The 26,547-nt window shown below is 31.3% G+C and carries 28 protein-coding genes and 1 rRNA gene; 3 read left to right on the top strand and 26 right to left on the bottom strand.

Annotated features, from left to right (window positions below):
• Nucleotides 1-51: 51 nt before the first annotated feature.
• A complete protein-coding gene (locus GQF29_RS09700) occupies nucleotides 52-372 on the top strand; it encodes a winged helix-turn-helix transcriptional regulator (RefSeq protein ID WP_008790848.1) in 321 nt (106 codons plus the stop codon).
• 56 nt (nucleotides 373-428) lie between these two features.
• Here GQF29_RS09700 and GQF29_RS09695 read toward each other — a convergent pair whose 3' ends face one another.
• The 21 genes from GQF29_RS09695 to murQ all read right to left on the bottom strand — a co-directional run bounded on the left by GQF29_RS09695 (nucleotide 429) and on the right by murQ (nucleotide 20,220).
• A complete protein-coding gene (locus tag GQF29_RS09695; RefSeq protein ID WP_008790847.1) occupies nucleotides 429-731 on the bottom strand; it encodes a hypothetical protein in 303 nt (100 codons plus the stop codon).
• A gap of 26 nt (nucleotides 732-757) precedes the next feature.
• Nucleotides 758-1,333, bottom strand: a complete 576-nt coding sequence (locus GQF29_RS09690) for an SOS response-associated peptidase (RefSeq protein WP_008790846.1) — start codon at nucleotides 1,331-1,333, stop codon at nucleotides 758-760.
• A 47-nt stretch (nucleotides 1,334-1,380) separates the two neighbouring features.
• On the bottom strand, nucleotides 1,381-1,794 hold the full coding sequence (locus GQF29_RS09685) for a peptide deformylase (RefSeq protein WP_008790845.1): 414 nt from the start codon (nucleotides 1,792-1,794) through the stop codon (nucleotides 1,381-1,383).
• 101 nt (nucleotides 1,795-1,895) lie between these two features.
• Nucleotides 1,896-2,888 (bottom strand): LacI family DNA-binding transcriptional regulator, encoded by a 993-nt coding sequence (locus GQF29_RS09680; protein ID WP_008790844.1) that lies wholly within the window; start codon nucleotides 2,886-2,888, stop codon nucleotides 1,896-1,898.
• 71 nt (nucleotides 2,889-2,959) lie between these two features.
• Nucleotides 2,960-4,369: a glycoside hydrolase family 32 protein gene (locus GQF29_RS09675; RefSeq protein WP_008790843.1), complete on the bottom strand. Its 1,410-nt coding sequence runs from the start codon at nucleotides 4,367-4,369 to the stop codon at nucleotides 2,960-2,962.
• 8 nt (nucleotides 4,370-4,377) lie between these two features.
• Nucleotides 4,378-5,817: a glycoside hydrolase family 32 protein gene (locus GQF29_RS09670; protein ID WP_008790842.1), complete on the bottom strand. Its 1,440-nt coding sequence runs from the start codon at nucleotides 5,815-5,817 to the stop codon at nucleotides 4,378-4,380.
• An 11-nt stretch (nucleotides 5,818-5,828) separates the two neighbouring features.
• Nucleotides 5,829-7,742 carry a PTS sucrose transporter subunit IIABC gene (locus tag GQF29_RS09665; protein ID WP_008790841.1) on the bottom strand — a complete coding sequence of 638 codons (1,914 nt, stop codon included), beginning with the start codon at nucleotides 7,740-7,742 and terminating at the stop codon, nucleotides 5,829-5,831.
• A gap of 189 nt (nucleotides 7,743-7,931) precedes the next feature.
• Nucleotides 7,932-8,150: a DUF6465 family protein gene (locus GQF29_RS09660; protein ID WP_008790840.1), complete on the bottom strand. Its 219-nt coding sequence runs from the start codon at nucleotides 8,148-8,150 to the stop codon at nucleotides 7,932-7,934.
• Between the two features lie 215 nt (nucleotides 8,151-8,365).
• Nucleotides 8,366-9,271, bottom strand: a complete 906-nt coding sequence (locus GQF29_RS09655) for a hypothetical protein (RefSeq protein WP_008790839.1) — start codon at nucleotides 9,269-9,271, stop codon at nucleotides 8,366-8,368.
• Between the two features lie 69 nt (nucleotides 9,272-9,340).
• Nucleotides 9,341-11,161 carry a translational GTPase TypA gene (typA, locus tag GQF29_RS09650; protein WP_008790838.1) on the bottom strand — a complete coding sequence of 607 codons (1,821 nt, stop codon included), beginning with the start codon at nucleotides 11,159-11,161 and terminating at the stop codon, nucleotides 9,341-9,343.
• A gap of 149 nt (nucleotides 11,162-11,310) precedes the next feature.
• Nucleotides 11,311-12,048, bottom strand: coding sequence for an alpha/beta hydrolase (locus GQF29_RS09645; RefSeq protein ID WP_008790837.1), 738 nt, complete (start codon nucleotides 12,046-12,048; stop codon nucleotides 11,311-11,313).
• Nucleotides 12,049-12,060: 12 nt separating this feature from the next.
• The gene (locus GQF29_RS09640) at nucleotides 12,061-12,618 is read right to left on the bottom strand and encodes a hypothetical protein (protein WP_008790836.1); all 558 of its coding nucleotides are present in this window, start codon (nucleotides 12,616-12,618) and stop codon (nucleotides 12,061-12,063) included.
• On the bottom strand, nucleotides 12,615-13,253 hold the full coding sequence (locus tag GQF29_RS09635) for a GDSL-type esterase/lipase family protein (RefSeq protein WP_236916413.1): 639 nt from the start codon (nucleotides 13,251-13,253) through the stop codon (nucleotides 12,615-12,617). Before GQF29_RS09635 ends, GQF29_RS09640 begins: the two co-directional genes overlap by 4 nt.
• 65 nt (nucleotides 13,254-13,318) lie before the next feature.
• On the bottom strand, nucleotides 13,319-13,633 hold the full coding sequence (locus GQF29_RS09630) for a branched-chain amino acid transporter permease (protein WP_008790834.1): 315 nt from the start codon (nucleotides 13,631-13,633) through the stop codon (nucleotides 13,319-13,321).
• Nucleotides 13,626-14,315, bottom strand: coding sequence for an AzlC family ABC transporter permease (locus GQF29_RS09625; RefSeq protein WP_008790833.1), 690 nt, complete (start codon nucleotides 14,313-14,315; stop codon nucleotides 13,626-13,628). Before GQF29_RS09625 ends, GQF29_RS09630 begins: the two co-directional genes overlap by 8 nt.
• Nucleotides 14,308-14,952: an HAD family hydrolase gene (locus GQF29_RS09620; RefSeq protein ID WP_008790832.1), complete on the bottom strand. Its 645-nt coding sequence runs from the start codon at nucleotides 14,950-14,952 to the stop codon at nucleotides 14,308-14,310. Before GQF29_RS09620 ends, GQF29_RS09625 begins: the two co-directional genes overlap by 8 nt.
• Before the next feature lie 78 nt (nucleotides 14,953-15,030).
• A complete protein-coding gene (locus tag GQF29_RS09615; RefSeq protein WP_160340799.1) occupies nucleotides 15,031-15,918 on the bottom strand; it encodes an N-acetylglucosamine kinase in 888 nt (295 codons plus the stop codon).
• Nucleotides 15,919-17,013 carry a DUF871 domain-containing protein gene (locus GQF29_RS09610; RefSeq protein ID WP_117598969.1) on the bottom strand — a complete coding sequence of 365 codons (1,095 nt, stop codon included), beginning with the start codon at nucleotides 17,011-17,013 and terminating at the stop codon, nucleotides 15,919-15,921.
• A 610-nt stretch (nucleotides 17,014-17,623) separates the two neighbouring features.
• Nucleotides 17,624-18,922, bottom strand: coding sequence for a PTS sugar transporter subunit IIC (locus tag GQF29_RS09605; RefSeq protein ID WP_008790829.1), 1,299 nt, complete (start codon nucleotides 18,920-18,922; stop codon nucleotides 17,624-17,626).
• A 19-nt stretch (nucleotides 18,923-18,941) separates the two neighbouring features.
• The gene (locus GQF29_RS09600) at nucleotides 18,942-19,295 is read right to left on the bottom strand and encodes a hypothetical protein (RefSeq protein WP_008790828.1); all 354 of its coding nucleotides are present in this window, start codon (nucleotides 19,293-19,295) and stop codon (nucleotides 18,942-18,944) included.
• Between the two features lie 16 nt (nucleotides 19,296-19,311).
• Entirely contained in the window at nucleotides 19,312-20,220 is a 909-nt protein-coding gene (murQ, locus tag GQF29_RS09595) for an N-acetylmuramic acid 6-phosphate etherase (RefSeq protein ID WP_008790827.1), read from the bottom strand.
• A gap of 217 nt (nucleotides 20,221-20,437) precedes the next feature.
• Between murQ and anmK the strand changes: the two genes are divergently transcribed.
• Nucleotides 20,438-21,580: an anhydro-N-acetylmuramic acid kinase AnmK gene (anmK, locus tag GQF29_RS09590; RefSeq protein ID WP_054688941.1), complete on the top strand. Its 1,143-nt coding sequence runs from the start codon at nucleotides 20,438-20,440 to the stop codon at nucleotides 21,578-21,580.
• 38 nt (nucleotides 21,581-21,618) lie between these two features.
• Here the strand turns inward: anmK and GQF29_RS09585 are convergent, their stop codons facing one another.
• From GQF29_RS09585 to GQF29_RS09575, 3 genes are all read right to left on the bottom strand, one after another.
• Nucleotides 21,619-22,458 carry a MurR/RpiR family transcriptional regulator gene (locus tag GQF29_RS09585; protein ID WP_008790825.1) on the bottom strand — a complete coding sequence of 280 codons (840 nt, stop codon included), beginning with the start codon at nucleotides 22,456-22,458 and terminating at the stop codon, nucleotides 21,619-21,621.
• A gap of 239 nt (nucleotides 22,459-22,697) precedes the next feature.
• On the bottom strand, nucleotides 22,698-23,078 hold the full coding sequence (locus tag GQF29_RS09580) for a TIGR02328 family protein (RefSeq protein ID WP_054688943.1): 381 nt from the start codon (nucleotides 23,076-23,078) through the stop codon (nucleotides 22,698-22,700).
• 182 nt (nucleotides 23,079-23,260) lie between these two features.
• On the bottom strand, nucleotides 23,261-23,851 hold the full coding sequence (locus GQF29_RS09575) for a thymidine kinase (RefSeq protein ID WP_008790823.1): 591 nt from the start codon (nucleotides 23,849-23,851) through the stop codon (nucleotides 23,261-23,263).
• Nucleotides 23,852-23,953: 102 nt separating this feature from the next.
• Between GQF29_RS09575 and GQF29_RS09570 the strand changes: the two genes are divergently transcribed.
• Nucleotides 23,954-24,340: a 6TM ABC transporter family protein gene (locus GQF29_RS09570; protein WP_008790822.1), complete on the top strand. Its 387-nt coding sequence runs from the start codon at nucleotides 23,954-23,956 to the stop codon at nucleotides 24,338-24,340.
• Between the two features lie 160 nt (nucleotides 24,341-24,500).
• On the opposite strand, the gene abc-f is transcribed toward GQF29_RS09570, so the two are convergent.
• Nucleotides 24,501-26,084, bottom strand: coding sequence for a ribosomal protection-like ABC-F family protein (gene abc-f / locus GQF29_RS09565; protein ID WP_008790821.1), 1,584 nt, complete (start codon nucleotides 26,082-26,084; stop codon nucleotides 24,501-24,503).
• Nucleotides 26,085-26,391: 307 nt separating this feature from the next.
• Nucleotides 26,392-26,500, bottom strand: a 5S ribosomal RNA gene (rrf, locus tag GQF29_RS09560).
• Between the last annotated feature and the right edge of the window lie 47 nt (nucleotides 26,501-26,547).

The following is a 26,547-nucleotide window of genomic DNA, read 5'->3' as shown; positions in this document are numbered from 1 at the left end:
TGTATAGAACGCACTTTTTATATAGATACTATCACAAAGGAGAGTGAATATATGGAATTATCTTATGAAGACATTAATATTAAACCTTTTGCTTACGCGTTTTCATTAATAGAAGGAAAATGGAAAATGCATATTTTATTTTGGTTATGGAAAACAGAAGTCATGCGTTATAGTGAATTAAAAAGAGCACTTCAAGGAGTGACTCATAAAATGCTTTCAAATAAACTTAAAGAATTAGAGGTAGATGGATTGATTGTTCGTCATGAATATCCCCAAATACCACCAAAAGTTGAATATTCTTTATCTGACAAAGGCAAATCATTTATGCCTATTTTACAGGAAATGTGTAAATGGGGTTCTAAAAATATATAAATATAATAGAAAACACAATCAGATGAAAAATTCTTTTTGTGTTTTATTATCTTTAACTATTTATTTTTTAACTTTTCAATCTCTTCTTTAATCTTATCAATACTTTTTTCTAATAAATCATAATCACTGTCACTTTGGTCTTTATCTTGATTTTCATCTTTGTTATCCTGATTCAAAAGTTGATTTTGCCCTTGAATATATAACAGATAAACGCTGTTTAAAGAAACTACACTGCCAAGTGTTGCTAAAAAAGTTCCTACTACAGCCTGTTCATCAGCTGAAAAGGATTCCATGAAAGCGGCACTTATTAAGACAATAATTTCATCTAGCACCAAAGGATGGACATTAGGTAAAGACATAGACATCACCAATATAATATATGCAATTAATCAAATAATGATTGTTGAATCTGACCAGAAATAATATTTAATTCATCAGGAACCAAACTCAAAAAAGATTCCAAATATTGATTATCATATAACCACTTATGAAGATCACTTTGTGGAATGACTAAAGGCATTCTTGAATGGATACCCTGCATTGTCTGATTAGCCTTAGTTGTAATGATTGTAACCTCATTTTGAGTTTCACGATATATTCCAGCCATTAATAAGATAGCATGTTGCTTTGGCTCAAATGAGATTTTATTCTTATGTGAATCCCACTCATAAAAGCCTTTTGCTGGAACAATACATCTATGTGTTTTCGCATCTGCAGCAAACATTCTTTTTTCTAATAATGTTTCACATCTTGCATTGATAACTAATGATGAATTTTGTTTCATTGTATAACCCCACTTTAATGGAACCAATGTTAAATGTTCATTCTTTACAATGATGACTGGTATATCCTGACTTGGAAAGAAATCTCTTTCACCCTCATCATACTCATATTGATTATCTTGAACAATAGACTTTATTAGAGTATATGTTTCACCATCAAAATAATATCTTCCACACATAACTTCATCTCCTCCCTTAAATTATTGCCAATAATTTCTTAATGATTCTAAATTAAAATCCCTTGACAATGATCTATTTCATGTTGGATAATTTGTGCAACATATCCTTCAAATGTTTTAATCTTTACTTTAAAATGAATATCTTTGTATTCTACCTTTATTTTTTCATATCTTTTCACAGCTTTTTCTCCAATATGTGAAAGGCATCCTTCATGGGTATCGTAATATCTTCCAGATGTCTTTAAAATAATCGGATTTATCATAACAAGATGATCATTATTATTTTTCACAATAATGATACGTTTATGATACCCAATCATATTGGCAGCCATACCTACACAATGATCCTCATGAGCAACAAGTGTATCTCGTAAATCTTGTACTATTGCCATATCATCTAGAGTCGCTTCTACTGATTTTTGACTTAATATAAACTGATCAGTCACTATATCTCTTATCATTTCTCATTTTCCTCTCATTCATATTTAAGAAAAGACAAACTTATGGCTTGTCTTCATTTCCATTTCTACTATTATAAATCTTTTCTCAAACTCATCATAACTTATAATTTTTTTACAGATTCACCTTTTATCAATTGATAACCAATTAGCTGAGTATGTGCAACCAGTTCTTCCTGAATTAATTGAATTATAGTTTTTCCAGCCATTTGTCCAGCAAGTTCATTATCATAGCGAATTGTGCATAAACTTGGTGTCACAAGTGCTGAAATTTCATAACCTCCAAACCCAATCAATGAAATATCATCAGGAATTTTTAATCCCATTTCATGAATTTCTTTATAACATGCCAAAGCAATATTATCTGTTGCACAAATAATCATAGTTGGTCGATGATTTGTTAAATATTCTTTAATAACTTTGCGTGATTCTTGGAAAGAAAAGTTTGTTTCTTTTACAACAATATTTTCTATATTGTAATCTTTCAAAGCATCTAGAACACCTTTTTTTCTTTGAACACCAACTGCTTCATCTTTACGATCCACACCCATATATAAAATTTGCTTATGATTCATTTGAGCAGCATATGTTCCAACATCATAACCAGCATGATAATCATCATAAATAATTGAGATTCCACCCTTAAATAACTGAGCAACCACCAATATTGGAATATCTAATTTGGCTGCAAGTTGCTGATGAGTCATAGTTAATGCAGTTGCTAATAAAATAATACCATCAACATTCATTCGCCATAAGTGTTCTATTGATGCGAGTTCTCTAATCTCATTATGATTTGTATTTATAATAATTGTTGAATACCCATTATTCTTTAAATATTCATCTATTGCCATGAGCATTCGTGATGAGGTAATAGAGTCTAGACATGGTGCAATAATCCCTATTGTATGTGAGTGCTTTGCTTTTAAACTTTGGGCAACTGCATTAGGTTCATAATTATACTCATCAACAATCTTCTTCAGTTTAATTCTTGTTTCTTCCTTTACATAGCCACCATTAAAATAACGAGAAACAGTGCTCTTGGCAACGCCTGCTATTTTGGCTATATCATTCATTGTTAATTTCTTTTTATCCATAATATTTTCCTCATCCTTTATTATAAGTGAAAGGTTCTTTGAAAACAAGAAAATCCTTGCTAGCAAGGATTTTACCATTCTATTTGGTATGGCAATAATTCATAAAAATCAGCTTGTGCATTGACTTTATTGATGATGATATCATCACAGTTTCCAAAAATACGTGTAGACATTGTATAATATCCATCATTTATAAATATCTCAAGTGAACTTATATCACTAAAGATTTGTAACTTATATAAGTCCTGAATAATAACTGATCTTTTTTCTCTACCATCACCACATTGATACATTGTTAATGTTAGGAGACTTTCTTGACAATTATATGAAATATAGCAATCTTCCCTTAAATGCATATGGAAATCAGTAGATGTTAAAAAGTGAATTATCATTTCAAAACACAAACTGTTTTTATGGAATTTTTGTTGAAGGTTGAACTGTTCATGGTGATGACGTAATGATTTCAACTGTGGAATTGGTATTTGATAAATATGATGATCTTTATATTTAAGAAGACGTGGTAAAGCAAGAGCTTGTTCCCAGCCATCTTGTGCGGTTTGATTCTTTGTATAACTTGCTTCAGACATACCCAACCATGCAAAAAGAATACGCTCACCATTTTGATTTATAAATGTACGTGCTGAATAAAAATCAAATCCATAATCAAATTGTTGAAATTCTCCTAAAGTTCCATTTTTACGAAAATCACCATGAACTTCAAAATAACCACATTGATGACTATTTTGATATTTATATTCAACGCCTTCAACACCTTGGGGACAAGCAATAAGAAATCTATGTTTGCCCAGTATAATGATATCAGGACATTCCCACATGTAACCAAATGTATTTGAGGTAGTTAGTTCATTTAAGTAAGTCCAATGTGTCATATCCTGACTTTCATATATCAGAACAAGCCCTTTATTCTCAAGATGACGTGCCCCAAGCACCATATAATATTGATTATCTTCTTTAAAAATCTGAGGATCCCTAACATGTTTTGTCATGGTATGAGGGAAATCCTTATTTGTCATTAACAATTGCTTATGATTGAAATGAATTCCATCTAAAGAGGAAACAGATAACACATTTTGTTCACGTCCAGATGTTACATAATCGTAATCTCCAGTATATCTCACATTTCCTGTATAGAAAACATGTAAAACACCAGATTCTAAAAGACTGCTACCACTATAGACACCATCTTTATCATATTGACTATCTGGATAAATAGCAATCTTCTCCCTTTTAAAGTGCACAAAATCCTGAGTACTGTAATGCCCCCAAACACAGGCTGTTCTCTCATCTGTTATACATGCAAGTGGATTATAAATATAGTATATATGATATGTGTCACCTATTTGACACATTCCATTAGGGTCTGCAAGTGATCCAACAGGTGGCATTAAATGATAATGAAGACGATAGGTTTCTTGATTCACCTGATTGAAAGCTTGTTCTGCTTCATGTATGTTTGACATTATCATATCTACTTTTCTATATGATATCCTGACAATTCATAAAAATGAACCTGCCCATTATTATGAGAATTGATATGAACTTTCTGTTGGAGTGTTTGACTATAAACACGTGTTGTAAAAACTTCTTTTCCACCATTAACAAATATTTCTATACTAGATGTATCACTATAGATTGTAAAATCAGTGATTTCATTTAATTGCACACTCCTATTTGTACGCCCACAACCACTCTCACCTAATGAAAGAGTTAAAACATTATTTTGATAGATAAACTGAACATCATCTCTTATATTAATATTAAATTCTTGATCATTATCAAATTCCACTTTCATTTCATAACAAATACAAGTTGGACAGTGTTGATTGAAATCCTGAAGAGAAGTCGTTAATGAAGATTTTCTCAGTTGTTTTAATTCTTCAAGGGGTTGTTGAACTATTTGATTATCTTGATAACTTAAAACTCTTGGCATTGTTAATGCATGTTGCCAATCATGTGAGATAGTGGGCTGGTTATGATATGATGCATCAGGTATCCCCATCCAACTCAACTGAATTCTTCTTCCCTTTTCATCAATGAAACTTTGTGGAGCATAAATATCAAAACCGCGATCTAATTCTTTGAACTCTCCCAATTGATAAGTGTTATTGTCAAAATCAAAATTGATTGGATAATAGCCTGTTTGATATACATTTGCATAATCATATGCAATTTGTTCAACACCTTGAGGACATACCATAAGTATTAACTGTCCATCTAACTCAAATAAATCAGGACATTCCCACATATATCCAAACTTATCTGGTGTTTCAATACGATTGTAATAATCAAAATGGATAAAATCATGACTCCTGTACATTAAAACACAACCCTTATTATTCTGGCTCCTTGCTCCTAAAACCATATAATAATCATTACCCTTTTGAAATATTTTTGGATCTCGCACATGAGCAGACATATCTGCAGGATAATCATGATTTGTTAAAACAACTTCTTTCTTTGAAAGACTGTAACCATCCTGACTCGTTATATGAATAGTATTTTGTTCACGTCCATTTTGAATATAATCATAATCATCACGATCCATTAATTTCACATTTCCTGTATAAAAATAGTGAATTGTATTATTTTCAATAAATGCCGATCCACTATATACACCATCCCTATCAGCTTGCTGATCTGGAAATAAAAATGGCTCTTCTTGTTTAAATGTAATCATATCTTGAGTTGTATAATGACCCCATAATTTTGTTCCCCAGCCACAATCAAATGGTGTGTACTGGAAATAGATATGATAAGTTCCATGATTCTGACATAATCCATTGGGATCATTAAGAAACCCAGTTGGTGGCATGAGGTGATAGTGCAAACGATATGGATCTTTAGCAACATTATCACGCATACTCTGATAATTCTTATATTGTTTTAAATAATCTTCTTTTGTCATCATAATGAATTCCTCTACTTTAAAACTGCTATAACATCTTGACCATTTGTTTGTCCAGTAAATTTCATTTCAAGAGTACGTCCTTCTTTCACTTCAAAAGCCATCATAGTTTCAGAAGAATAACCTTTTTCTTTCACTAAAGTAATATCAAATGTTAATAATGGGTCACCCATTTTTACAGTTTGACCAACAGTTACAAATGTTTCAAATCCTTCTCCATTCATATTCACTGTATCAATTCCACAATGAATCAAAACACTTGAACCATCTTTCATCGTTATTCCAATAGCATGTTTGCTTGGAAATACAAATGTTACTGTTCCATCACAAGGAGAAAGCACTTGTCCATCTTCAACATCAACCACAATGCCATCTCCCATTGATTTTGAAGCAAATGTTGCATCACTTGATTGGCTAATATTTTTAACAACTCCAATAACTGGAGAAACAACTTGAATTTCACCAGTAAACTCATTTTGATCTTCCATTTCATAAACCACTTCTTCTACATTGTCAGCTGATTTTTTCTTAGACAGCTTGCCAAAGATAACTGTTAATACACAGCCAATAATCAAAGCAATAACATGTGCAATAATATAATTGATATAACCATTATGACTAGGATCACAAATAGCAATTCCTGGAACAGCAGTTGTTCCAAAACCGAATGCAGCCAAATCAGTAATATAAACATAAGCTCCAGCCACTGCTGCACCTAAACATCCTGCAACTAATGGATACTTATAACGCAAGTTGATTCCAAAAATAGCAGGTTCACTAATTCCAAAGAGAGTTGATGCAAAAGAAGGAATACATAATTCTCTTGCCTTTAGATTTTTCCAATTCATTGCAAGATACCCCAAGACTGCTCCACCTTGACCAATCAGTGCTACTGACATTAATGGATTCAAGAAATTTCTTCCTGTGTCTGCAATAAGCTGAGCTTCAATTGCACCCAAAATATGATGTAATCCTGTAATGACAATGATCTGTTGTACACCTGCAAAAATCATATATCCAACAGCCCCTAAATTTTGTGTTACCCAGATCAAAATACCTGTAATCCCATTCGATAATTCACGTCCAACTGGCCCAATAATTGTAAATAGTAAGACTGTTGAAATAAAGACAGTACACAATGGCGAAAACAATAGTTTTACAACATCAGGTATCTTTTTATCAAAGAAAATATCTAACTTAGCAACAATAAATCCCATCATCAAAGCAATGATAATTCCCCCTTGAAATCCAACAAGTTCAATTGGCAATCCAAGAATTCTAATCACTTCCGCAGTCGCACTTCCGGAACCAACAGAGTAAGCATTTGCTAAAGAAGCATCTAACATAATAGCACCAACTATCATTCCTAAGATAGGTTTTCCACCATATCGTTTAGTAGCACTATAACAAACTGCCATTGGTAAAATAGCAAAGATACCATTTGAAGCCAAACTTGCTAATTTATTAATAGCATATAGAGTTTCATTATTAGCAACAACATCCCACTTACTTAAAACTCCTGTAATTCCCATTAATAATGCTGCCGCAAGAATTCCTGGCATAATATCAATAAAAACATCTGATAAGGATTTAATAATGGCTTGTAATGGATTTTGTTTTTTAGCACTTTGCTGTTTAATATCTCCTAGTGACATATTTTCAGTATGAGTATATTGGCTAAAAACGTTATAAACATCATTCACGAGACCCGCTCCAAAAATTAACTGTAACTGATCCCCAGCAATAAATACACCTTTTACCAAATCAATTTCTTCTAACTTTTCTATATTAGCTAATGCATTGTCATTTAAAACAATACGTAGTCTTGTTGCACAATGCGCAACACCTTGAATATTATCCAAACCTCCTACATTCTCAACAAGTTCCTTAGAAATACGCAAGTACTTTTCTTGTTTATTCTCGCTCATTTTCATTCTCCTCCCACCGTATAGAACCGGTTCCACAATTGCATTATAAAACGCTTTCATGATTTAGTCAATATTTTTTTATAAAAATATTTATTTTTTATGGAACCAGTTCCCTAAACAAAGAAATAAAGGAACCATGATTGGTTCCTTTATCATTTTGGGTATATTTTATTGAAGTAATACTAAGAACTAGCTGATGTAAAGTGGTTGATCATTACCAACAACTTCACCAGTTTTTGTTGTAGCAACATAATATACTGAAGAATCTTCTGGTTTATAGTAAACCTCTAATGTGTCCACAGTTGTCATTTTAACACCTTGTGCCTTAACATCCTCTTTAACTAGTTTTTCGATATTTGTTGTTTCAACATTTTTATTATTAAATTGTACTTGTAATTTTAGTTTCACTATCCATCCTCCTTACTTGTTATTATAAATGAAAGCGATTACTTTTTCAAGAGAATACCCTCATTTATTAATGATAATATATCACTTTTTTCTTCTTTATACAAACTTTATTCCATTTTTTGTAATATTCCCATATATTTCTTTGCAATCGTACATATTTATTGTCATATTTACAAAACTTATGTCATTATATGTAGAAAGGTAGAGATTTCTCACTACCCTAAACGTTCTACAACACCATCCGTGCTAACTGTTCTATTAATATTTTTAATATATGAGAAGCTTGCTGCCGCCATAAATACATATCCAAATAATAAATCCTTAACAATTGGCCCCATTATTTCAGGTTCTTCTAAAAAAGCAGGAATAGCTCTAAATGCATCAGCCATACTTATTCCATACATCTCTCCAAAGACATCATAAATTTCTAAACCAACTGATATGAGCTCAGCAGCACCTAGCATAACAATCGCTATAGCAACAGCAATCCAAACACCTTTTTTATCAATTCTACCACCAAGCATTTCATATCCTTTAAAACAGCATACTGACATAATAAAACCAGTAATACCAGCAACAAATCCCATTTTATAAATAATTACCCAAACTAAAACGCCAATCAGTGATCCAGCCAACGCTCCCACAATTCCAAGTGGTAGATTAACTTCTTTCAATTTTGGCTGATTTTCAGCAAGCTGCCCTAAACAGTTAGGACATGATAAATCATTATAACCATTTATACTACATACATCTATTGGTGTTTCTTGTCCACAATGACGACAACATTGGACATAACCATTTTGAGATGCAAAGCCTGCAATTTCTTTCATAATTTTATCTAAATCCCACACAGTAAGATTTTTATCATTTTTTAAGTTAACTATAACTGCATGATCTTTATAATGAGTCCAATTGATAAACTGACCTTTATCCATAGTTTCTAAATATTGTGATAAGACTCCCGTTTCATTATCATTTTTCATTGTTGCAATTATAGAATATTGTCTTTGTTGTGGTAAAAAATTAATAATAAATTTATATTCTCCAACCGTTCCAAATGCAACATTATGTGCTTTATTGACTGTAAAGCCAATTTGTTCAATACCTTCAAATTTCTTCATAATTCCCCTCTCCCTTCTTGTTTATTATATCATATTTGTCAAATTTCGGAAAATAAAAAAAGAACGGAATTATCCATTCTTCTTATTATATGCTTTTCTTCTTTCATTTTCAGTTAATAAACGTTTTCTTAAACGAATATTCTCTGGTGTAACTTCAACAAGTTCATCATCATTGACATAATCTAAACATGCTTCAAGATTAAAGAATCTAGGCTTTTTTAAGACAACTGTTGAATCTTTTGAAGAAGAACGTGTATTTGTTAATTGTTTTCCTTTTGTGACGTTAACAACCAAATCATTATCACGACTATGTTCACCAACAATCATACCTTCATAAACTTCAACACCTGGACCAATAAACATAACCCCACGATCTTCTACACCACCTAAAGCATAAGCTGTCGTTTGTCCAGCGTCAATTGAAACAAGAACACCAAGTTGTCTCTCTCCAACTGCATCGCCTTCCATAGGTCTATATTCTAAATAGGAATGATTGATAATTCCATATCCTTTTGTCATTGTTAAGAAGTTTGTCATGAAACCAATTAATCCACGTGAAGGAATAACATAATGGACTTTTGTCATTCCATTATCAGATTCCATATTTTCTAATGTTCCACGTCTAAATCCTAATGATTCAATAACACTACCAATACACTCATCTGGCGCTTCAATGAAGACTTCTTCATATGGTTCACATTGAACCCCATCAATTTCTTTAATGATAACTTTAGGCTTTGAAACTTGTAATTCATAACCTTCTCTACGCATATTCTCAATCAAAATTGATAAATGTAATTCTCCACGTCCAGAAACAATCCATTCCTCACTATTAGGAATTCTTTCGATTTTCAAAGAAACATCACGATTTGTTTCTTTAAACAATCTTTCTTCAATTTTACTTGCAGTTACAAATTTACCATCTTTACCTGCAAATGGTGATGTATTTGTACCAAATACCATCTGTATCGTTGGTTCATCAACTCTTAATAATGGTAATGGCTCTTCTTGTCCCATTGTACATACTGTTTCACCAACACCAATATCAGCTAAACCAGCAATTGCAACAATATCTCCAGCACTTGCTTCTTCGATTTCAATTCTATGTAATCCAATAAAACCAAATAATTTTTGAATTCTAAATTGTGTCTTTGTTCCATCTCCACGTATACAAGAGACAGTTTCATTGACTTTGATTTTTCCTCTTTGAATACGTCCAATCCCAATACGTCCTACATAATCATTATAATCCAATAATGCTGGCTGGAATTGTAATGCACCTTCTTCATCAACCAAAGGGGCAGGTATTTCATTAATTATCATATCAAACAAGCAATCCATATTAGGAACCTGAGTAGCAAGATCAGTATCTAAACTTGATGTTCCCATTAAGGCTGAAACAAATACAGTTGGGAAATCTAATTGATTGTCATCTGCACCTAATTCCATAAATAATTCAAGAACTTCATCCATGACTTCATTAATACGAACAACTGGTCTATCCACTTTGTTAATAACAACAATTGGTTTAACCTTTGCTTCTAATGCTTTCTTTAATACAAAACGTGTTTGTGGCATTGTTCCTTCATAAGCATCAACAACCAATAAAACACCATCTACCATGTTCATGATACGTTCTACTTCACCACCAAAGTCTGCATGGCCTGGTGTATCCATAATATTAATTCTGTAATCTTTATAATTAATTGCTGTATTTTTTGCTAAGATTGTAATACCTCTTTCTCTTTCAATTGCATTACTATCCATTGCTCTTTCAGCAATTTGTTCATTATCTTTTAATGTACCAGATAATTTTAATAATTGATCCACAAGAGTTGTTTTTCCGTGGTCAACGTGTGCTATAATAGCTATATTTCTAATGTTATTCATGTATTGAGCACTCCTTTTCGCCTTTATGATTATAACACAATTATGTCAAAACACAATAAAATATGGCGATGAAATCAATAAAAATTATACACAGTGACATTCCTTTCTTATGTGTAGCGGTTTCATCTTCCTAGAACCAAAAAAAGATGCTAAAGTGCATCTGTTAGAAATTCATATGTATATTTAAGAACCTCTTGGATATGTTGTAAACAATCATAATTATGAGAGCCATTTTCAATAGGTTTAAAAATAGCATTATGAAAACCTTGAAGATATTTTTCTGATATAGCAAATGGTACTGTTTGATCATTTGTTCCATGAATAATCATTAATTGGTTCTTATAAATCTCTATACCTTTATAAAAGTCTCTTGAAAGCATATCTTTGACAAACTCATCTGATATTTGAAAACCATTGTGATCATAGAAATCTGCTTGAGGAACATGACCTTTCAAATATTCAACTGCACTTGGCAAATTGAATGCTGGTGCCCACAAACATAATTTAGAAATATCATTAGGATAAAGTTTCGCAAGTTCACTTGCGACAGCACCACCCATAGAATGCCCCAATACATAGATTTTCGTTGTTGATGGCATTTTTTTAACTTCTTCTAAAATAATCCTAGCACATGATAATTCATCATCAAATGTCATATCACTAAAATTCAAATCTGATTCTCCACTCCCCAAAAAATCCATACGTATCGTTCCAATCCCTTGAGTTACTAGCATCCTTGAGAGTTGAACATATGAAAACTTGGTTCCTGTATTACATCCTGTAAATCCATGGAAGATGATACAGACAGGAAACTCTTTGTTTTGTGGTGTATGAAAGAACCCTCTCATTACACCTTTTGGAGTTGATATTTCACAATAGTTTTGCATAAATGTCTCCTTTTATCGAATTGTCTCTTGTGCAAAAGAAAAGTTCTCAATAATATCTCCATTCTCATCCACAAGATTTATAAACATTGCTTCATCAATTATATTATAACATTCAATAATATATTTTCCTGAAGTCATTATAGGCTTTGTACCGCTAACATCTGTTTCACTAATAACTGATATTCCAGCAATTTGACGAAACTCATTATTACAAATCACATATGTTGATTTATGACGTGAATCAGTAAGCATAAGCACTGTCTTATCATCTAGTATATAATTATAATATTCTTCATACCTTTGATACTCATTCTCTTGAAATATTTGTAATATTTTCATTCCTTGCGAACGCACAACAACGAGCATTAATTGATTATCCTCATTTTTATATATACGCTTTTGCAGTATTTCAACTGCATCAGGTATGTTATTTACAATTTTTCCCATCACCTCAATGATCTCTTTATCCGTTGAAAGTGTATACCCTTCTTTCATTTTTAAAGAAACACCCAAACCAATTATAAAAAAAGCACTTATGATTGATATAATTATAATAAGTTTCTTTTTCATAATTGATCTTGAATTGCTTTAGATAAAGCAAGATATCCTTCATCATTAATATGTAAACCATCAACATAATAGTTTTTAATTGGTTCACCTTTTTTATTACATAAAGCTGGATACACATTTATAAAATGAACATATTCATAGGGAATCATTCTCTTGTATTCTTTAAAAATCATCTTTAGGATATCATTACTTCTCATTCCCTGTTTTGTTGATTTATAACCATGTTGATCTTCAATACATGGTATACAGCTTAACAAATGAATTTTACAATGAGGTAAATTATAATGAATAATTTCAATCAATTCTTTAACGTTTAAAGCAATATCTCTAGGACTTAACATCAGTGTATTTCCTAAATCATTTGTACCAATCATTAAAAAAACTTGTTCCGGTTCATATTTTAATACCCCCTCATCTACAAAGTGAAGCAGCATATTTGAAGTTATACCTCCTATACCACAATTATATTTATGATCTATTGCAGGCATAAATCTCTCTAAATCAAAATATTCTGTAATAGAATCTCCATAGAAAACTGTTCCAGCAGGACCCTTATATTTTTGATGAGATATAATTTGTAACATTCTTTTTAAAACAGATTCTCTTAATTGATACTTATTTGTATCATACTTCATATTTTCCCTCATAGAATCACCTCTGTTTTTATTATAACAAAAAAATGTTCTTGAATGAACATTTATTAAACAAACAAAACTTGCACACATAACATATAAACAAGCGTTCCTCCAAATATAGATAACAATGTATTCCTTTTTATCATGTGGAGAATAATAACACTGCCAACTCCAATCATTTCACATATACCATGGTTTCCACTTAATAAATGAACACTTTTTAAACAATAAACCACTAACATTGCCATAATAGCATAAGGCAAAACGTCACCTAAATATTCAATAAAAGCATTCTTATGATTCTTAAATAAGAGAAAAGGAATTGTTCTTGTGAAAAGCGTAACTATAGCTATAACAACAATTAACAATAACTCATGCATCTTTCATTCCTCCCTTATTATACATAAATAACAGGCTTAAAATAATACCAATCATGGACGGAATAATAAAGGACTCACTACCAAATATCAATAAACAGATGACACTCACACCAAACCCAATATATGTATAAATATGTCTCTCACTTGTTAAGAACTGCTCTAAGACAATAACAACAAATAAAGCTGTCATAGCAAAATCTAAACCTGTTGTATTTATTGTCATTAATGATCCAACAAATGCACCAATAATGCTCCCAATGATCCAATAACATTGATCAAAAAAAGAAATAAGAAATAAATAATACCTTTGATTACAATCTTCTGGCACTTGAGAACCAACGAGCAATGAATATGTTTCATCTGTAAGTGAGAAGATCATATAGAGCTTAAACTTTCCCATATCATCAAATTTCTTAATCATTGATAACCCATAAACCATATGTCTTGCATTAATTAAAAGAGTCATAATGGCTGCACTTATTAAACTTGCTCCGCTTGTTAAAAGATTAATAGCCACAAATTGCATACTTCCAGCATAGATAAAAACACTCATTAACAGTGCATAAACAACACCATATCCTTTGTTTTCCAGCAACATTCCAAAAGCGATTCCTAATACGATATATCCCATCATAACTGGAATAGAAGATAGAAAAGCTTCTCTTATAACTCTTTTATACATTTTCAATAACACCTTTTAATTCATTTAAATCTTGTACAATATAATCACATTGATAATTTTCAAATTCTTCTCTATTTCCATAACCATATAAAACACCAATACAAGGAATATGATTTGCATGAGCACCTATAATATCATGTTGACGATCCCCTACCATTATACAAGTCTCTGAATTAAGTTTCTCTTTTTCAAGACAATAAGCAATAACATCGCCTTTATTCTTTCTTGTTCCATCTAACTCTGCACCATAAATCCCATGAAAAAAATGCTCTAAATGAAAATGTTCTAATATTTTTTGTGCAAAGACAAGCGGTTTACTTGTACATATATAAAGTCTTTTTTGATTATCTAGCAAAGATTGTAAAAAATCTTCCATTCCTTCATAAACTTTATTTTCATATAATCCTTTATCAGAAAAATATTCACGATATTTATCAACTGCTTTTAAACTATCCTTTTCACTCATTTGATAATATTCTCTAAATGATACATCCAATGGTGGACCAATGAACACTTTTAAATCATCCAAACTCTTCACTGTAATTCCAAAACTTTTTAAACTATAAGCAACTGATTGTGTAATCCCTAAAAATGGATCAGTAATTGTTCCATCTAAATCAAATAAGATATTCTCCATTTTGCCCCTCCTTATTTTGTTCATTATAACATAATCTGATGACAAACTAAATATTGTCTTTATAGTAAAAAAAGAGTCTTAAAGACTCAATCTTGCAAACATATATGCTCCTACAAGAGCATTATGAATTGGTTCTATGAATTCACAATCTGGTAACTGGGAACAAAATGATTGTTTAAAAATAGCATTTTGAAAAACACCACCATAATAAGTCACTCGTTTTTCTTTTTCAAAGTGGGGTAACAATCCTTTGACCAGTTGTGAAATATGATAACCAGCCTGTTTTAGAATATCTTGGCATACTGAATGGCCTTTATCTGCAAAGTCACTACATATCTTAGCTAATGCCGCAATATCTGTTCTTTCATTCTTCATATCATGAATAACAGATATGATTTCATAGGGGTTTTCAATTGTAAAATAATCTAAGAGATAATTATATAACTCATCTCTTGGTTGTCGGTTATCTGCCTGTTTACAAAATTCATTTAATACTTGTTTACCTATCCAATAAGCTGAACCTTCATCACCAAGTTGATAACCCCAGCCACCACTTTGATAAATTTGTGAATGAACATGCGCCATTGCGATCGATCCTGTTCCTGCCACTACAGCAATTCCATCTTGCCCATTAAGTGCTCCAATTAATGCAATATGCATATCATTCGTTAAAACATAGTGATATCCCTTCAATTCTTTTTCAATATGAGATTCCAACTGTTCACGGATAACCTTATCATTGCCATATCCAGCAATACCAATACCAATTAGTAATTGCTGATAAGAATCAGGAAAATGCTTTACAACATCTTCTATACCTTTTTTTAAAAGTTTGGCACATCCATCAAAACCTACCTGTAAAAAATGACAAGTTGGATAATCCACTTGGTATAAACATTTTCCATAATCATCAAATAACCCAAATGCAGTTTTTGTTCCACCACCATCAATTCCTATATAATACATTTACTTCACCTCATTAAATGTAAATTTTTGCCATGGCTTTATATATGTTAATAAAAATCTTTCAGTTTCAACGATATGTCCAACAATATTACTTTTCCCACTATTCCTCATTTGTGTTTTCGCAATCTGTAATTCACCTGCATAATGTCCATATTCAGAACTTTCAATAATAATATCACCAGGATTAATATAATCAGGCACATTGAAAAGTTTAAATTCATGGCCTTTGTATTTCACACGACTTTGTGTAGAACGAATCATATTATCATTATAATCTCCTCGATTAAAATGCAATTCTTCTAAAACAATCTTTCTTTCAACTTCAGGTATAGAATTAACAAGTTCAACATTAAATGTCACAAGATCCAATCGCATATGTGAAATCTTTTTAAGTTCTTCATCGCTTGGATAACAATTAGAAATAATAATATTGTCAATGACATCTAGTGCTATCATATGTTTGATTTGAACCTCTAAAGGTAATTCACGGTGCAATTCCAATGTTGGCAAGCCCTCTTTTGTAGGCCATGGACCATATGCATTGGTCTGATTCGTTGAAACAAATGCTGCTGTTGTTAAACCATACTTCTTAAAGTTTTGAGTACATTTTAAGAAATGTTCTAAAGATAACCCACTATAACGATGGGGATAAAAATTATGACATCCCACCAATTGACTGCGATTAGGGCAATAATCCATAATTGTGTCAATGTAATGTGTATCATTGCTCATATTGATTTCAATCTTTAATCCTTGTGGATTAAAAGTCATTAAGGCTTCTTCATTTCCACTAAATCCTGCATCCAAACGGATGCCATCAGCACCAATGTCTTTAAAAAATGTTAAATCCTGATAACTAATGCTTAATTTATCAAATACCTTGGGACTCACATCTACAAAGATTTCAAATCCTTTTTCATGAGCATACTGATTGATCATAGAAAAATCTGATTTTATCTTATCAATACTTTCATTCACTGATAATAAACATGAAAAGATGCGCGAAAAACCTGCTTGATGAGCCTTATCTATATATGCTTTCATTTCCTCTAGATTAGATTTTTCTACATAGAGTGAAATTCCTAATTTCTTCATATCTGTTTCCTCCTATTAATAATACTTTTTAATAAGTTGCTGATACCAATAAAAACTATCTTTTCTGTATCGACAATACCTTACTCTTCCTTCATTGTCAGTATCAACTCATTCTTTTTAAGCTTCTCGAATCCCATGAAAATGTTCTTTCAGATATGTCATTTGATATGGAGCATGAATAGTCCTCTCTCATTCTAACATATCTTGATTGCCTAATCCATTTTCTGCAATAATAATTGGCTTTTGATGACAATAATAGAATTGATTGAATGTGACTCTTATTCCAATTGGATTCATTGACTATCGCCATTTTGTAACAGTTAAATATGAATTTTGATTGCTTAATAATCTGATTATAATATTGTAAAACGTTCTCATTAGAATAATATCCAACGCTCTCACTTTTGTTTAATCATTTGCTTATTTAATAAACGTATCTGTGTCGTTCATTGTAAAGTCCTAGAAAAATAAACAACAATCTTAAATATCTAAACCTTTATGCTCAAGGTCATACCCTCTCATATTGAATAGACAAAAGTGCTTCACCCCATCATATTTTTTCATATGTTTTCTATAAGAAAAGCCCAGCATTCGCTAGGCTATTCATTTTTTACTCTTCAGTTAGTTCTCCTTGTTCTTCTTTTAATAAGTTTTTATCATAAATTTTAAAGAACGGATAATAAAGAATAACTGATAAGGCAATCAAGAAAATATTCAAGACTGCTGCTCGCCAATCCCCACCAGTTGCGAGATATGCTCCTACTGGTCCTGGTAATGTCCACGGTGCTGTCATGACGACTTTATCTACAAAATTAAGTGAAGTGAATATCCACGCAATCGTTGCACAAACCATTGGAACAACAATAAATGGAATGATTAAGATAGGATTTAAAACAATTGGTGTTCCAAAAATGACAGGTTCATTAATGTTAAACAAAGATGGAACAATACATGTTTTTCCTAAAGAACTCGCATATTTAGATTTAGCACGGAATGCCATTAAAATAGCAAGTCCAATTGTACATCCTGAACCACCAATCCAGATAAACCATTGGAAAAATGGTTCTGCGGCTATTGCTGTAGGTGCTTGACCAGCTGCTGCCATTGCTGTATTTGTATCAATTAATTGTAACCATAAAGGTCTTGCTAAAGAACCAATGATGGAAACACCATGAATACCAAAAGACCAAAATCCTGTAATCAAGAAAATCAATAATAAAACACTTGGCAAGCTGTCCGCTGCTTTAACAAGTGGTGATACGACAGTTGCAACTGCACCATGCCAATCAAATCCTATAAAATAAGTAATACAAGCCATTCCCACAATGATAACAATTGTTGGTGTTAACGCTTCAAACGAACGTGCTACAGCTGGTGGAACTTGAGCAGGCATCGTGATTTTAAATTTAGATTTTGAAGTTAAACGATAAACTTCCACTGCTAAACATGAGACGATGATGGAAACAAACAATCCACCCCCACCTAAATTAGCCATTGGCATAACCCAACCTGAAACACCAGCCACTTCTGCTGCTTCTGCCGCTACAGATATAGGTGTAATTGTGCATAAGAATGCAATCATTGCTAAAATTCCACCAGTTAATCTATCTAACTTGTAAGATTCTGCTAAACTATATCCAATTCCAAAAGTCGCATAAATTGTCATAATAAACATTGTCATACGATATGGAAGCATAATTGTTGCTGCATTCCCATTTAAGAATTGATAAATCTCCCAATCTTGTGGAAGAGGTGGCATTGCAATAATCAAGAAAAATGAACCTACAATAATTAATGGTAAAGTTGCCACAATACCATCTCGAATTGCACGCAAATGTCTTTGTTGTGCTAGTTTTTCCATAGGTCCAGATAATTTTTGATCAAAAAACATTGTTAATTTATCTATCATGAACTAAATCCCCTTTCTTTTACATATAAAGTCCAATATACAACCAGAAATAACTAATAATTCCGATTGCTATAAAAAATCCCAAATACATTCCAATAAAGTTTTTATGAAAACCTTTATCAGTTTCTATAAAATAATGACAATAACAAACTGCAAAACTAATGATAACAGCGTTTCCTATCATTGTTGTGATTCTTGTGTCTACTCCAAAAATTGCAAGCATGTTAGGGAGGAAAAAGCAAGAGAGTGCAGCACTTATAACAATAATAAAAGCACTTTTATAACTGAACTTTGGTATTGGAGATGTATTGACATCTTCTTTTTTAATTCTCTTCACTTTTTTATAATTGGGTGTTACAACTTTTGTCGCCATTTGAATCACTCCTTCATTATTTTTTATACTGTCTTATAACTTTTGCAACATTGTTCTGATATTTTAATAATAAATCTCGGCACGATTCAAAATCTAATCCTGTTTTTTCTATTAAGATTGCACATTTGACATCATACCTTGTTGTCTCTAATAATTTTTTTGCTTCTATTGATGAAAGTTCTGTACAATTTTCAACAATACCAATTGCTCTATCTTTTAATTTCTCATTTGTAGGTTGAACATCAATCATTAAATTACCATAGACTTTCCCAAGTTTGATCATGACTGAAGTAGATAACATATTGAGCACCATCTTCTGTGCAGTTCCTGCCTTCATTCTTGTTGATCCAGTGATGACTTCAGGCCCTACTTTCACTTCAATTGGATATTGAGCATAATCTGAAATCACTCCATTATTAACACAACAGATTGATAGAGTTGTAGCTCCAATGAGATTAGCATATTCAAGTCCTCCTATAACATATGGTGTACGTCCTGAAGCTGCCAAACCACAAACAACATCATGTTCAGTTAATCCAATTTTTTCTAAATCTTCTTTAGCAAGTTCTTGAGAATCTTCTGCTCCCTCTATTGCATTTTGTAATGCATTTGGACCTCCAGCAATAATACCTTGTACCAGTGTTGATGAAACCCCATAAGTTGGTGGACATTCTGAAGCATCTAACACTCCTAAACGTCCAGAAGTTCCCGCACCGATATAAATAAGTCTTCCACCACATGCAACCTTTTGATAAATTGCATCTACAGCTCTAGAAATAGCAGCAAGTTCATTTTTTACAGCCAGTGCAACATTTTGGTCCTCATGATTAATCGTGTTTAAAATGTCGATGGTATCCATTTCATCTATGTGTAATGTATTTATATTCTGTTGTTCTGTCATCAGCAAACTTAAATCCTTTGGCATCCACTTCCCCCTCCTTTCATCTTTATTCTACATTATCTGAAATAATATTTCAATATATTTATTAATTAATCGTTAATTTATTTTAATAAATTAGTATATTATTAAGAAATTTTATTCCTAACAACCTAATATATAACTATTTAAAAGAATATATTCATATAATTATTGAAATTTTATTTCATAAATTATACAATGTTTATAAATAGGAGGTATATTTATGTATGGTATAGGTATTATGTCAGGGACATCATTAGATGGAATTGATACAGTTCTTGTTAAAATAACTGGATATAGTACAGAGACACAATTGGAGGTTATCGCTTATAACGAATATCCTCTCCATAAAGAACTTGTTTCAAAAATAAAAAAAGCATGTTCCTTAGAACATTCTCATAGTGATCTCATTTGTAGCTTGAACTTTGAGTTGGGTTATTCTTTTTGTGATGCAGTCAAAGCACTACTTCAAAAAGCTAATTTCCCATTAGAAAAAATTGATTACATCGCAAGTCATGGACAAACAATTTTTCATATTCCAGAGAATAAAGAATCTTTATATCGTTCAACTCTACAAATTGGTGAAGCAGCAATTCTTGCTTATCAGTTTCAAACAACTGTTATATCTAATTTTAGAGTTATGGATATGGCCGCTGGTGGTCAGGGTGCCCCATTAGTCCCTTATAGCGAATATATTCTTTATAGTCAATCACATAAAAATAGAATTCTTCAAAATATTGGCGGTATTGGTAATTTAACATTTTTAAATGGTTCTTTAAATATTGATGATATTTTTGCTTTTGATACTGGACCTGGTAATATGATGATTAATGAAGCTTGTCAAATCCTTTATAATCTGCCTTTTGATGATCATGGACAAATTGCAAAACAAGGCAAAGTTATTCCTGTATTACTTGATGAATTAATGAATCATCCTTTTATGCAAAAACTTCCACCTAAATCAACTGGTCGAGAGGATTTTGGAGAGTTCTTTGTTAAAGATATTCTATCAAGATATTCTCAGCATGAAAAGGCAGATATCATCACAACTTTCACAATGTTCACTGCCAAAAGCATTGCATTTCATTATCAGAGAGATATACTTACAAAGTACCCTTTGGATGATGTTATTATTGGTGGTGGAGGGAGTCATAATGATACACTAATGCAATTTATAAAAGATGAACTCTATCCAATCCCTGTTTATACTCAAGATGAGATTGGTTATTCAAGCGATGCTAAAGAAGCTATTGCTTTTGCTATATTAGGAAATGAAACATTGAATCACCATTATTCTAATGTTAAATCTTCAACAGGAGCAAATCGTTATGTCATTCTAGGACAAATCACTCCTAAGCCATTTTAATGAATGGCTTTTTTTATAAAAAAATACAGAAATCATTTCTACTTCTGTATTTCATCAATAATCTTTCTTGTATCTACTATACGTTTATGAGTTTCTTCTTTATCATGTCTAGCAATTGCATAATATAATAAATCAATAACAATCAAAGAGGATAATCTTGATGATGTTGCTCCAATTCTTAATTCTTTTTCTTCAATTGGAATTGTAATAACCATATCAGCTAATTTTCCCAAATCATTATAAGCAGATTGCGTTATTGCAACAGATTTCATTCCCATATGTTTAGCCCATTTTGCTGCAGTCACTATTTCCTTTGTTTTTCCACTATAACTGATAAAAAATGCTAAATCATCTTTTTGCATGTTTGGTACTACAGTTAATTGAAGATGTGTATCAGCATAATAAATTGATGTTTTACCTATTCTTAAAAGTTTATGTTGAAAATCCTCACACACTGTTCCTGAACCACCAATTCCAAATAAATAGATGTTACGACAAGAAATAATCTCCTGAACTACTCTTTCAATAACCCTTGAATCAATTAATCCATAAGTCTTTTCAATTGTTTGAATATTTGACTGATATGCTTTTTTTAATAGTGAATCCATACTTTCATTAGGATCTAATAAATTATCAAATTCCATAGAATCATTCGATAAATCTTTAGCCAATTCTATTTTTAATTGTGAAAATCCTGAAAATCCTATTTTTTTTGAAAAACGGATAATAGCTGCTGGTGATGTCATTGTTTTTTGTGCTAATGTCTGCGTTGAATCATTAATAACATCAGATTTATTTTCTAATATAAAATCTGCAATTTCAATTTCTGTATCTGTTAATATAGGTCTTGCCTCATTTATCCTAATTATACAACTCATTTTATCACTTCCTTATATTCTTTAGTATAACATTTTCTATAAGAAAAAAAACACTTTTCCATTATTTTCATAGTATCTTAATCCTTTATACAAAAAAAAGAATCGAATGACTCGATTCTTTTTTATACTGCATATTTTAAAGGGAGTTTTTATGAATTTTTATTCTTCACAAGTATAATATACCTATTCTATATGAACGATATATGAACATCTGATGTATTTATTGTGTATTTCCATTTTCAATAATCGACATTTATGCCTTTTCCTTTAAGATTATCAATACACTCTTGATAATAAGTTTCATTATGTTCCTGATAAATAGGATGTGTAATACATTTTTCCTTTTTAACAGTCATCTCTGATATTTCAATACCTATTCTTTGACCTCGATAATATCGATTTTTCCATAATGGATTAATAGAATAACCACGATTTTCCATTTCTTTCATCACAATAACATGAAATTCAAAAAGATCTTGATACGGGTGTTCAAAAACATAATTAACAACACTATGTGGTTTCTTCCAACTCAATCCTCTTAAAGCACATATTTCTCTATGTTGTCCTAATAATTGTTGAGTTGGTAACAATGGTATTAAATCTTCATGCCATAATCTCATATTTTCACCTTCACCATTATTTTAAACTTTTTTTACTTTTATAAACAAAAAAATGAAAGAGATGCTTTGGGGAAACATCTCTTTCTTAGGGATATATGATAGATTTGAGGGGAATCAATACTATCGTATTTGTCTTTCGACACAAATAATATAAAACATAAATATGTCTTGAAGATGAACTTTTAAAATTTATTTGGCTTATTTAAAATTTCATGACAGTGTCTACATCTTGGCTCATAATGATCAACAGCACCAACCAAGACAATTGGATCTTCAAAAGATGCTGGTTTACCATCAACAAGTCTTTGTGTACGAGTTGCAGGTGCTCCACATTTTGCACAAACAGCAGTTAACTTTGTTACAAACTCAGCACGTGTTAAGAGTTCTGGCAAAACACCAAATGGCTCTCCTCTAAAGTCTTTATCTAATCCAGCAACCATAACGCGCAATCCTCTATCTGCCAAATACTCACAAACATCTACTATATCTCTATCAAAAAATTGAACTTCATCTATTGCTACAACATCTGTATCAGGTTTTATATATCTTAATATATCTTTTGAATTTTCAACAACAATGCATTGCACTTTTGTTCCAGCATGAGAGACAATTTCAGTCTCAGAATAACGATTATCAACTTTTGGCTTGAATACAATAATGTTTTTCTTAGCAAAAGAAAGGACATTGATACGTCTTATTAACTCTTCAGTCTTTCCCGCAAACATACACCCACAAATAACTTCTAACCAACCTTCTCGATATTGATTATACATAATGATATCAACCTCCACAAATATTTATTATACTATAGAATTAGATAAATTTGTACATATTTCATTCATAATTCATCTATATAATAGAGATAGGTGATAAAAATGAAATGGTTTAGAAATTTTATGTATGGTAGATATGGTGCTGACCAATTAGGAAACTTCTTATTTGTATTTTACATTATTTTAGCAATACTTTCTTTTGTTTATCCGCCAATTATGATTCTATGCTATGCTACAATCATTTATAGTCTGTTTAGAATGTTTTCTAAACAATATTATAAGCGTAGAGCTGAGAATGAATGGTATTTGAACAAAACTGAAGGAATAAGAAAGTTTTTTAATAGACAAAAAAATCAGTGGAAGTATAGAAAAACTCATAAATATTTAAAATGTCCTCACTGTAAACAGTATTTACGTGTTCCTAAAGGAAAAGGTGATATTACTGTAACTTGTCCTAAATGTCATCAACAATTTGATCAAAGAACATAAAAATATATTTTGATATGTTGTCTTTTTAATAGGTAATTCAGTCATGAAAAACTGAGTTTCTATTCTTGAGAGAACATTTTTTTATTATTCTTTGCAATAAAGCCTTTATAAAAGTTAAAAAAAGACCAAAAGACTTTATGAGTTTTGGTCTTCTACTATATTAGTACTCAGTATAAAAACTAGAAATTTTACCATCCTTTATAACTAAATATCTTTTAGCTAGTTTATCTATGAAATATCGGTCATGTGATACAAACAATAAAGTACCTTCGTATTCTAATAAAGCTTGTTCAAGAATTTCTCTCGTTTCTATATCAATATGATTAGTAGGCTCATCTAATATCAAAAAATTAATCTCATTTTGCATTAATATAGCCAATTTTAACAATACTTTTTCTCCACCAGATAAATTGCCTACCCGTTTAAAGACTTGATCTTTATAAAAGTCATATTTAGCAAGAATTCTTCTGGCCTCCCCCTCTAAACAGGGAACTTCCCTACGAAAGGCTTGTAATATAGAATCACTATTATCTTTAAAGCGAATCTCTTGTGGAATATATCCAATCTTAGTTGTTTCAGCCACTTCTAATTCACCAGTATATGAAGTTAAATGCCCTAATAATGCTTTTATGAAAGACGTCTTTCCCGATCCATTATTTCCTAATAATACTATTTTTTCTTGGTAATAGAGTGTAAAACTTGCATTTGAAAATAATAATAAATGATCATATGATATTCCTAGATTTTTTGCTTTTAAAACTTCATGACTACTACGTTCCCCTATAAAATGTACAGGAATTTTTTTCTTTTCTAATTGAGGCTTGTCTAATACTTCTATCTTCTTTAAACGTTTCTCTAATTCCTTAGCCTTTTTAAAGAATTTTTCATTATCAGCCTGATTGCCCCAATCACGATAGCGTTTAATAGAAGCTTTCATTGCTTCTATTTTTTTCTGTTGAGTTTTATATTGCTCAAACTCTTGCAACAATAACTTTTCTTGTTCTTTTAAACTATATGAATAATTACCATGAAATAAGCGACATTCTCCACTTTCTAAAAGAATAGTTTTATTGGTAACTTTATCTAGAAAATAGCGGTCATGTGATATAATTACAACTGTTCCCTGATACTTATTTAAATAATTCTCTAACCATTCCAACATAACAATATCCAAATGATTTGTTGGCTCATCTAATAAGAGTATATCAGGTTCAGTTAATATTAATCTTGCCAAATTCACAACAGTTTTCTGGCCACCACTTAATATAGAAAATTGTTTGTCTATAATATTTTCTAATTTAAACCCCTTCACCACTTTACTCAATTTTTCCTCAACTTCATATCCACCTTGAGATATATATTGATTCTGAATTCTTGCATATCTATCTAATAATGCTTCATTTGTACTATCCTGCATCATTTTCAGTTCTAATGTACGCAATCTTTCTTCTGTTTTTTGAATTTCTGTAAATGAAGTCATTAAAATACTTCTTGTAGTGATATCTTCATTAAGAATTGCTGGTATTTGTTCTAAATATCCAATAGTAGCATCTTTACGAATCGTAATAGTTCCAGTATCTGGATACTCATCTTTTACAATCATTTTAAAGAGTGTTGATTTACCACTACCATTCTTGCCTACAATTCCTACTCTATCACCAGTGAGTATTTCAAAACTCACATTTTGTATAACTTGTTTATATCCAAAATTCTTACAAATTTTATGCATTCCTATTTCAATCATTTTATTTGCTCCTTTATTTTATATAAAAATTAAAATAAACAGAGCCTAAGATTCATAAGATTAGGCGATTGATTATAATCGCTTCGCACAGCTAGAGTATCCCTCTATCGCCTAGTCTATCTATTAATAGACTCTGTACGAAGCTCAGTGCCTTCGACTCTACGGCAAATATAACCTAGAATCATCTTGACCACCTCCCTATTATATTTATACTTCTTTATTCTAACATATATAAACAAAAATGAACACTTTATCAAAAAATTAGCTAAAACAAAAAAAAGGATATCCAGTGTGGATATCCGAAGTGAACTGGCAGCTTGCTATTGTCGCGATTGCTCACTATCGTCGCCGTTATGATGCTTAACTTCTGTGTTCGGGATGGGTACAGGTGTTTCCATCATGCTATCGCTACCAGATCTCTCCTGGTGCCTTCCTCTCGGAGCACTCAAAACTGAACAGTAAT

Source organism: Coprobacillus cateniformis, from assembly GCF_009767585.1.
GTDB classification, from domain to species: domain Bacteria; phylum Bacillota_I; class Bacilli_A; order Erysipelotrichales; family Coprobacillaceae; genus Coprobacillus; species Coprobacillus cateniformis.
The sequence above is the reverse complement of the archived record's forward strand: the minus strand, read 5'-3'. Positions and strand labels throughout refer to the sequence as shown.

Bases quoted from the DNA above. Each gene is read 5' to 3' on its own strand.
- GQF29_RS09675 (WP_008790843.1), bottom strand. From the start codon at position 4,369: ATGTCAAACATACATGAAGCAGAACAAGCTTTCAATCAGGTGAATCAA.
- abc-f (WP_008790821.1), bottom strand. From the start codon at position 26,084: ATGATTGAAATAGGAATGCATAAAATTTGTAAGAATTTTGGATATAAA.
- GQF29_RS09625 (WP_008790833.1), bottom strand. From the start codon at position 14,315: ATGTATAAAAGAGTTATAAGAGAAGCTTTTCTATCTTCTATTCCAGTT.
- GQF29_RS09620 (WP_008790832.1), bottom strand. From the start codon at position 14,952: ATGGAGAATATCTTATTTGATTTAGATGGAACAATTACTGATCCATTT.
- GQF29_RS09615 (WP_160340799.1), bottom strand. From the start codon at position 15,918: ATGTATTATATAGGAATTGATGGTGGTGGAACAAAAACTGCATTTGGG.
- GQF29_RS09580 (WP_054688943.1), bottom strand. From the start codon at position 23,078: ATGAGATTATGGCATGAAGATTTAATACCATTGTTACCAACTCAACAA.
- GQF29_RS09645 (WP_008790837.1), bottom strand. From the start codon at position 12,048: ATGCAAAACTATTGTGAAATATCAACTCCAAAAGGTGTAATGAGAGGG.
- typA (WP_008790838.1), bottom strand. From the start codon at position 11,161: ATGAATAACATTAGAAATATAGCTATTATAGCACACGTTGACCACGGA.
- GQF29_RS09600 (WP_008790828.1), bottom strand. From the start codon at position 19,295: ATGGCGACAAAAGTTGTAACACCCAATTATAAAAAAGTGAAGAGAATT.
- GQF29_RS09635 (WP_236916413.1), bottom strand. From the start codon at position 13,253: ATGAAGTATGATACAAATAAGTATCAATTAAGAGAATCTGTTTTAAAA.
- anmK (WP_054688941.1), top strand. From the start codon at position 20,438: ATGTATGGTATAGGTATTATGTCAGGGACATCATTAGATGGAATTGAT.
- GQF29_RS09685 (WP_008790845.1), bottom strand. From the start codon at position 1,794: ATGATAAGAGATATAGTGACTGATCAGTTTATATTAAGTCAAAAATCA.
- GQF29_RS09695 (WP_008790847.1), bottom strand. From the start codon at position 731: ATGTCTTTACCTAATGTCCATCCTTTGGTGCTAGATGAAATTATTGTC.
- GQF29_RS09655 (WP_008790839.1), bottom strand. From the start codon at position 9,271: ATGAAGAAATTTGAAGGTATTGAACAAATTGGCTTTACAGTCAATAAA.
- GQF29_RS09610 (WP_117598969.1), bottom strand. From the start codon at position 17,013: ATGAAGAAATTAGGAATTTCACTCTATGTAGAAAAATCTAATCTAGAG.
- GQF29_RS09665 (WP_008790841.1), bottom strand. From the start codon at position 7,742: ATGAGCGAGAATAAACAAGAAAAGTACTTGCGTATTTCTAAGGAACTT.
- GQF29_RS09680 (WP_008790844.1), bottom strand. From the start codon at position 2,888: ATGGATAAAAAGAAATTAACAATGAATGATATAGCCAAAATAGCAGGC.
- GQF29_RS09690 (WP_008790846.1), bottom strand. From the start codon at position 1,333: ATGTGTGGAAGATATTATTTTGATGGTGAAACATATACTCTAATAAAG.
- GQF29_RS09670 (WP_008790842.1), bottom strand. From the start codon at position 5,817: ATGATGACAAAAGAAGATTATTTAAAACAATATAAGAATTATCAGAGT.
- GQF29_RS09640 (WP_008790836.1), bottom strand. From the start codon at position 12,618: ATGAAAAAGAAACTTATTATAATTATATCAATCATAAGTGCTTTTTTT.
- GQF29_RS09585 (WP_008790825.1), bottom strand. From the start codon at position 22,458: ATGAGTTGTATAATTAGGATAAATGAGGCAAGACCTATATTAACAGAT.
- GQF29_RS09605 (WP_008790829.1), bottom strand. From the start codon at position 18,922: ATGATAGATAAATTAACAATGTTTTTTGATCAAAAATTATCTGGACCT.
- GQF29_RS09630 (WP_008790834.1), bottom strand. From the start codon at position 13,633: ATGCATGAGTTATTGTTAATTGTTGTTATAGCTATAGTTACGCTTTTC.
- GQF29_RS09575 (WP_008790823.1), bottom strand. From the start codon at position 23,851: ATGTATAATCAATATCGAGAAGGTTGGTTAGAAGTTATTTGTGGGTGT.
- murQ (WP_008790827.1), bottom strand. From the start codon at position 20,220: ATGCCAAAGGATTTAAGTTTGCTGATGACAGAACAACAGAATATAAAT.
- GQF29_RS09570 (WP_008790822.1), top strand. From the start codon at position 23,954: ATGAAATGGTTTAGAAATTTTATGTATGGTAGATATGGTGCTGACCAA.
- GQF29_RS09700 (WP_008790848.1), top strand. From the start codon at position 52: ATGGAATTATCTTATGAAGACATTAATATTAAACCTTTTGCTTACGCG.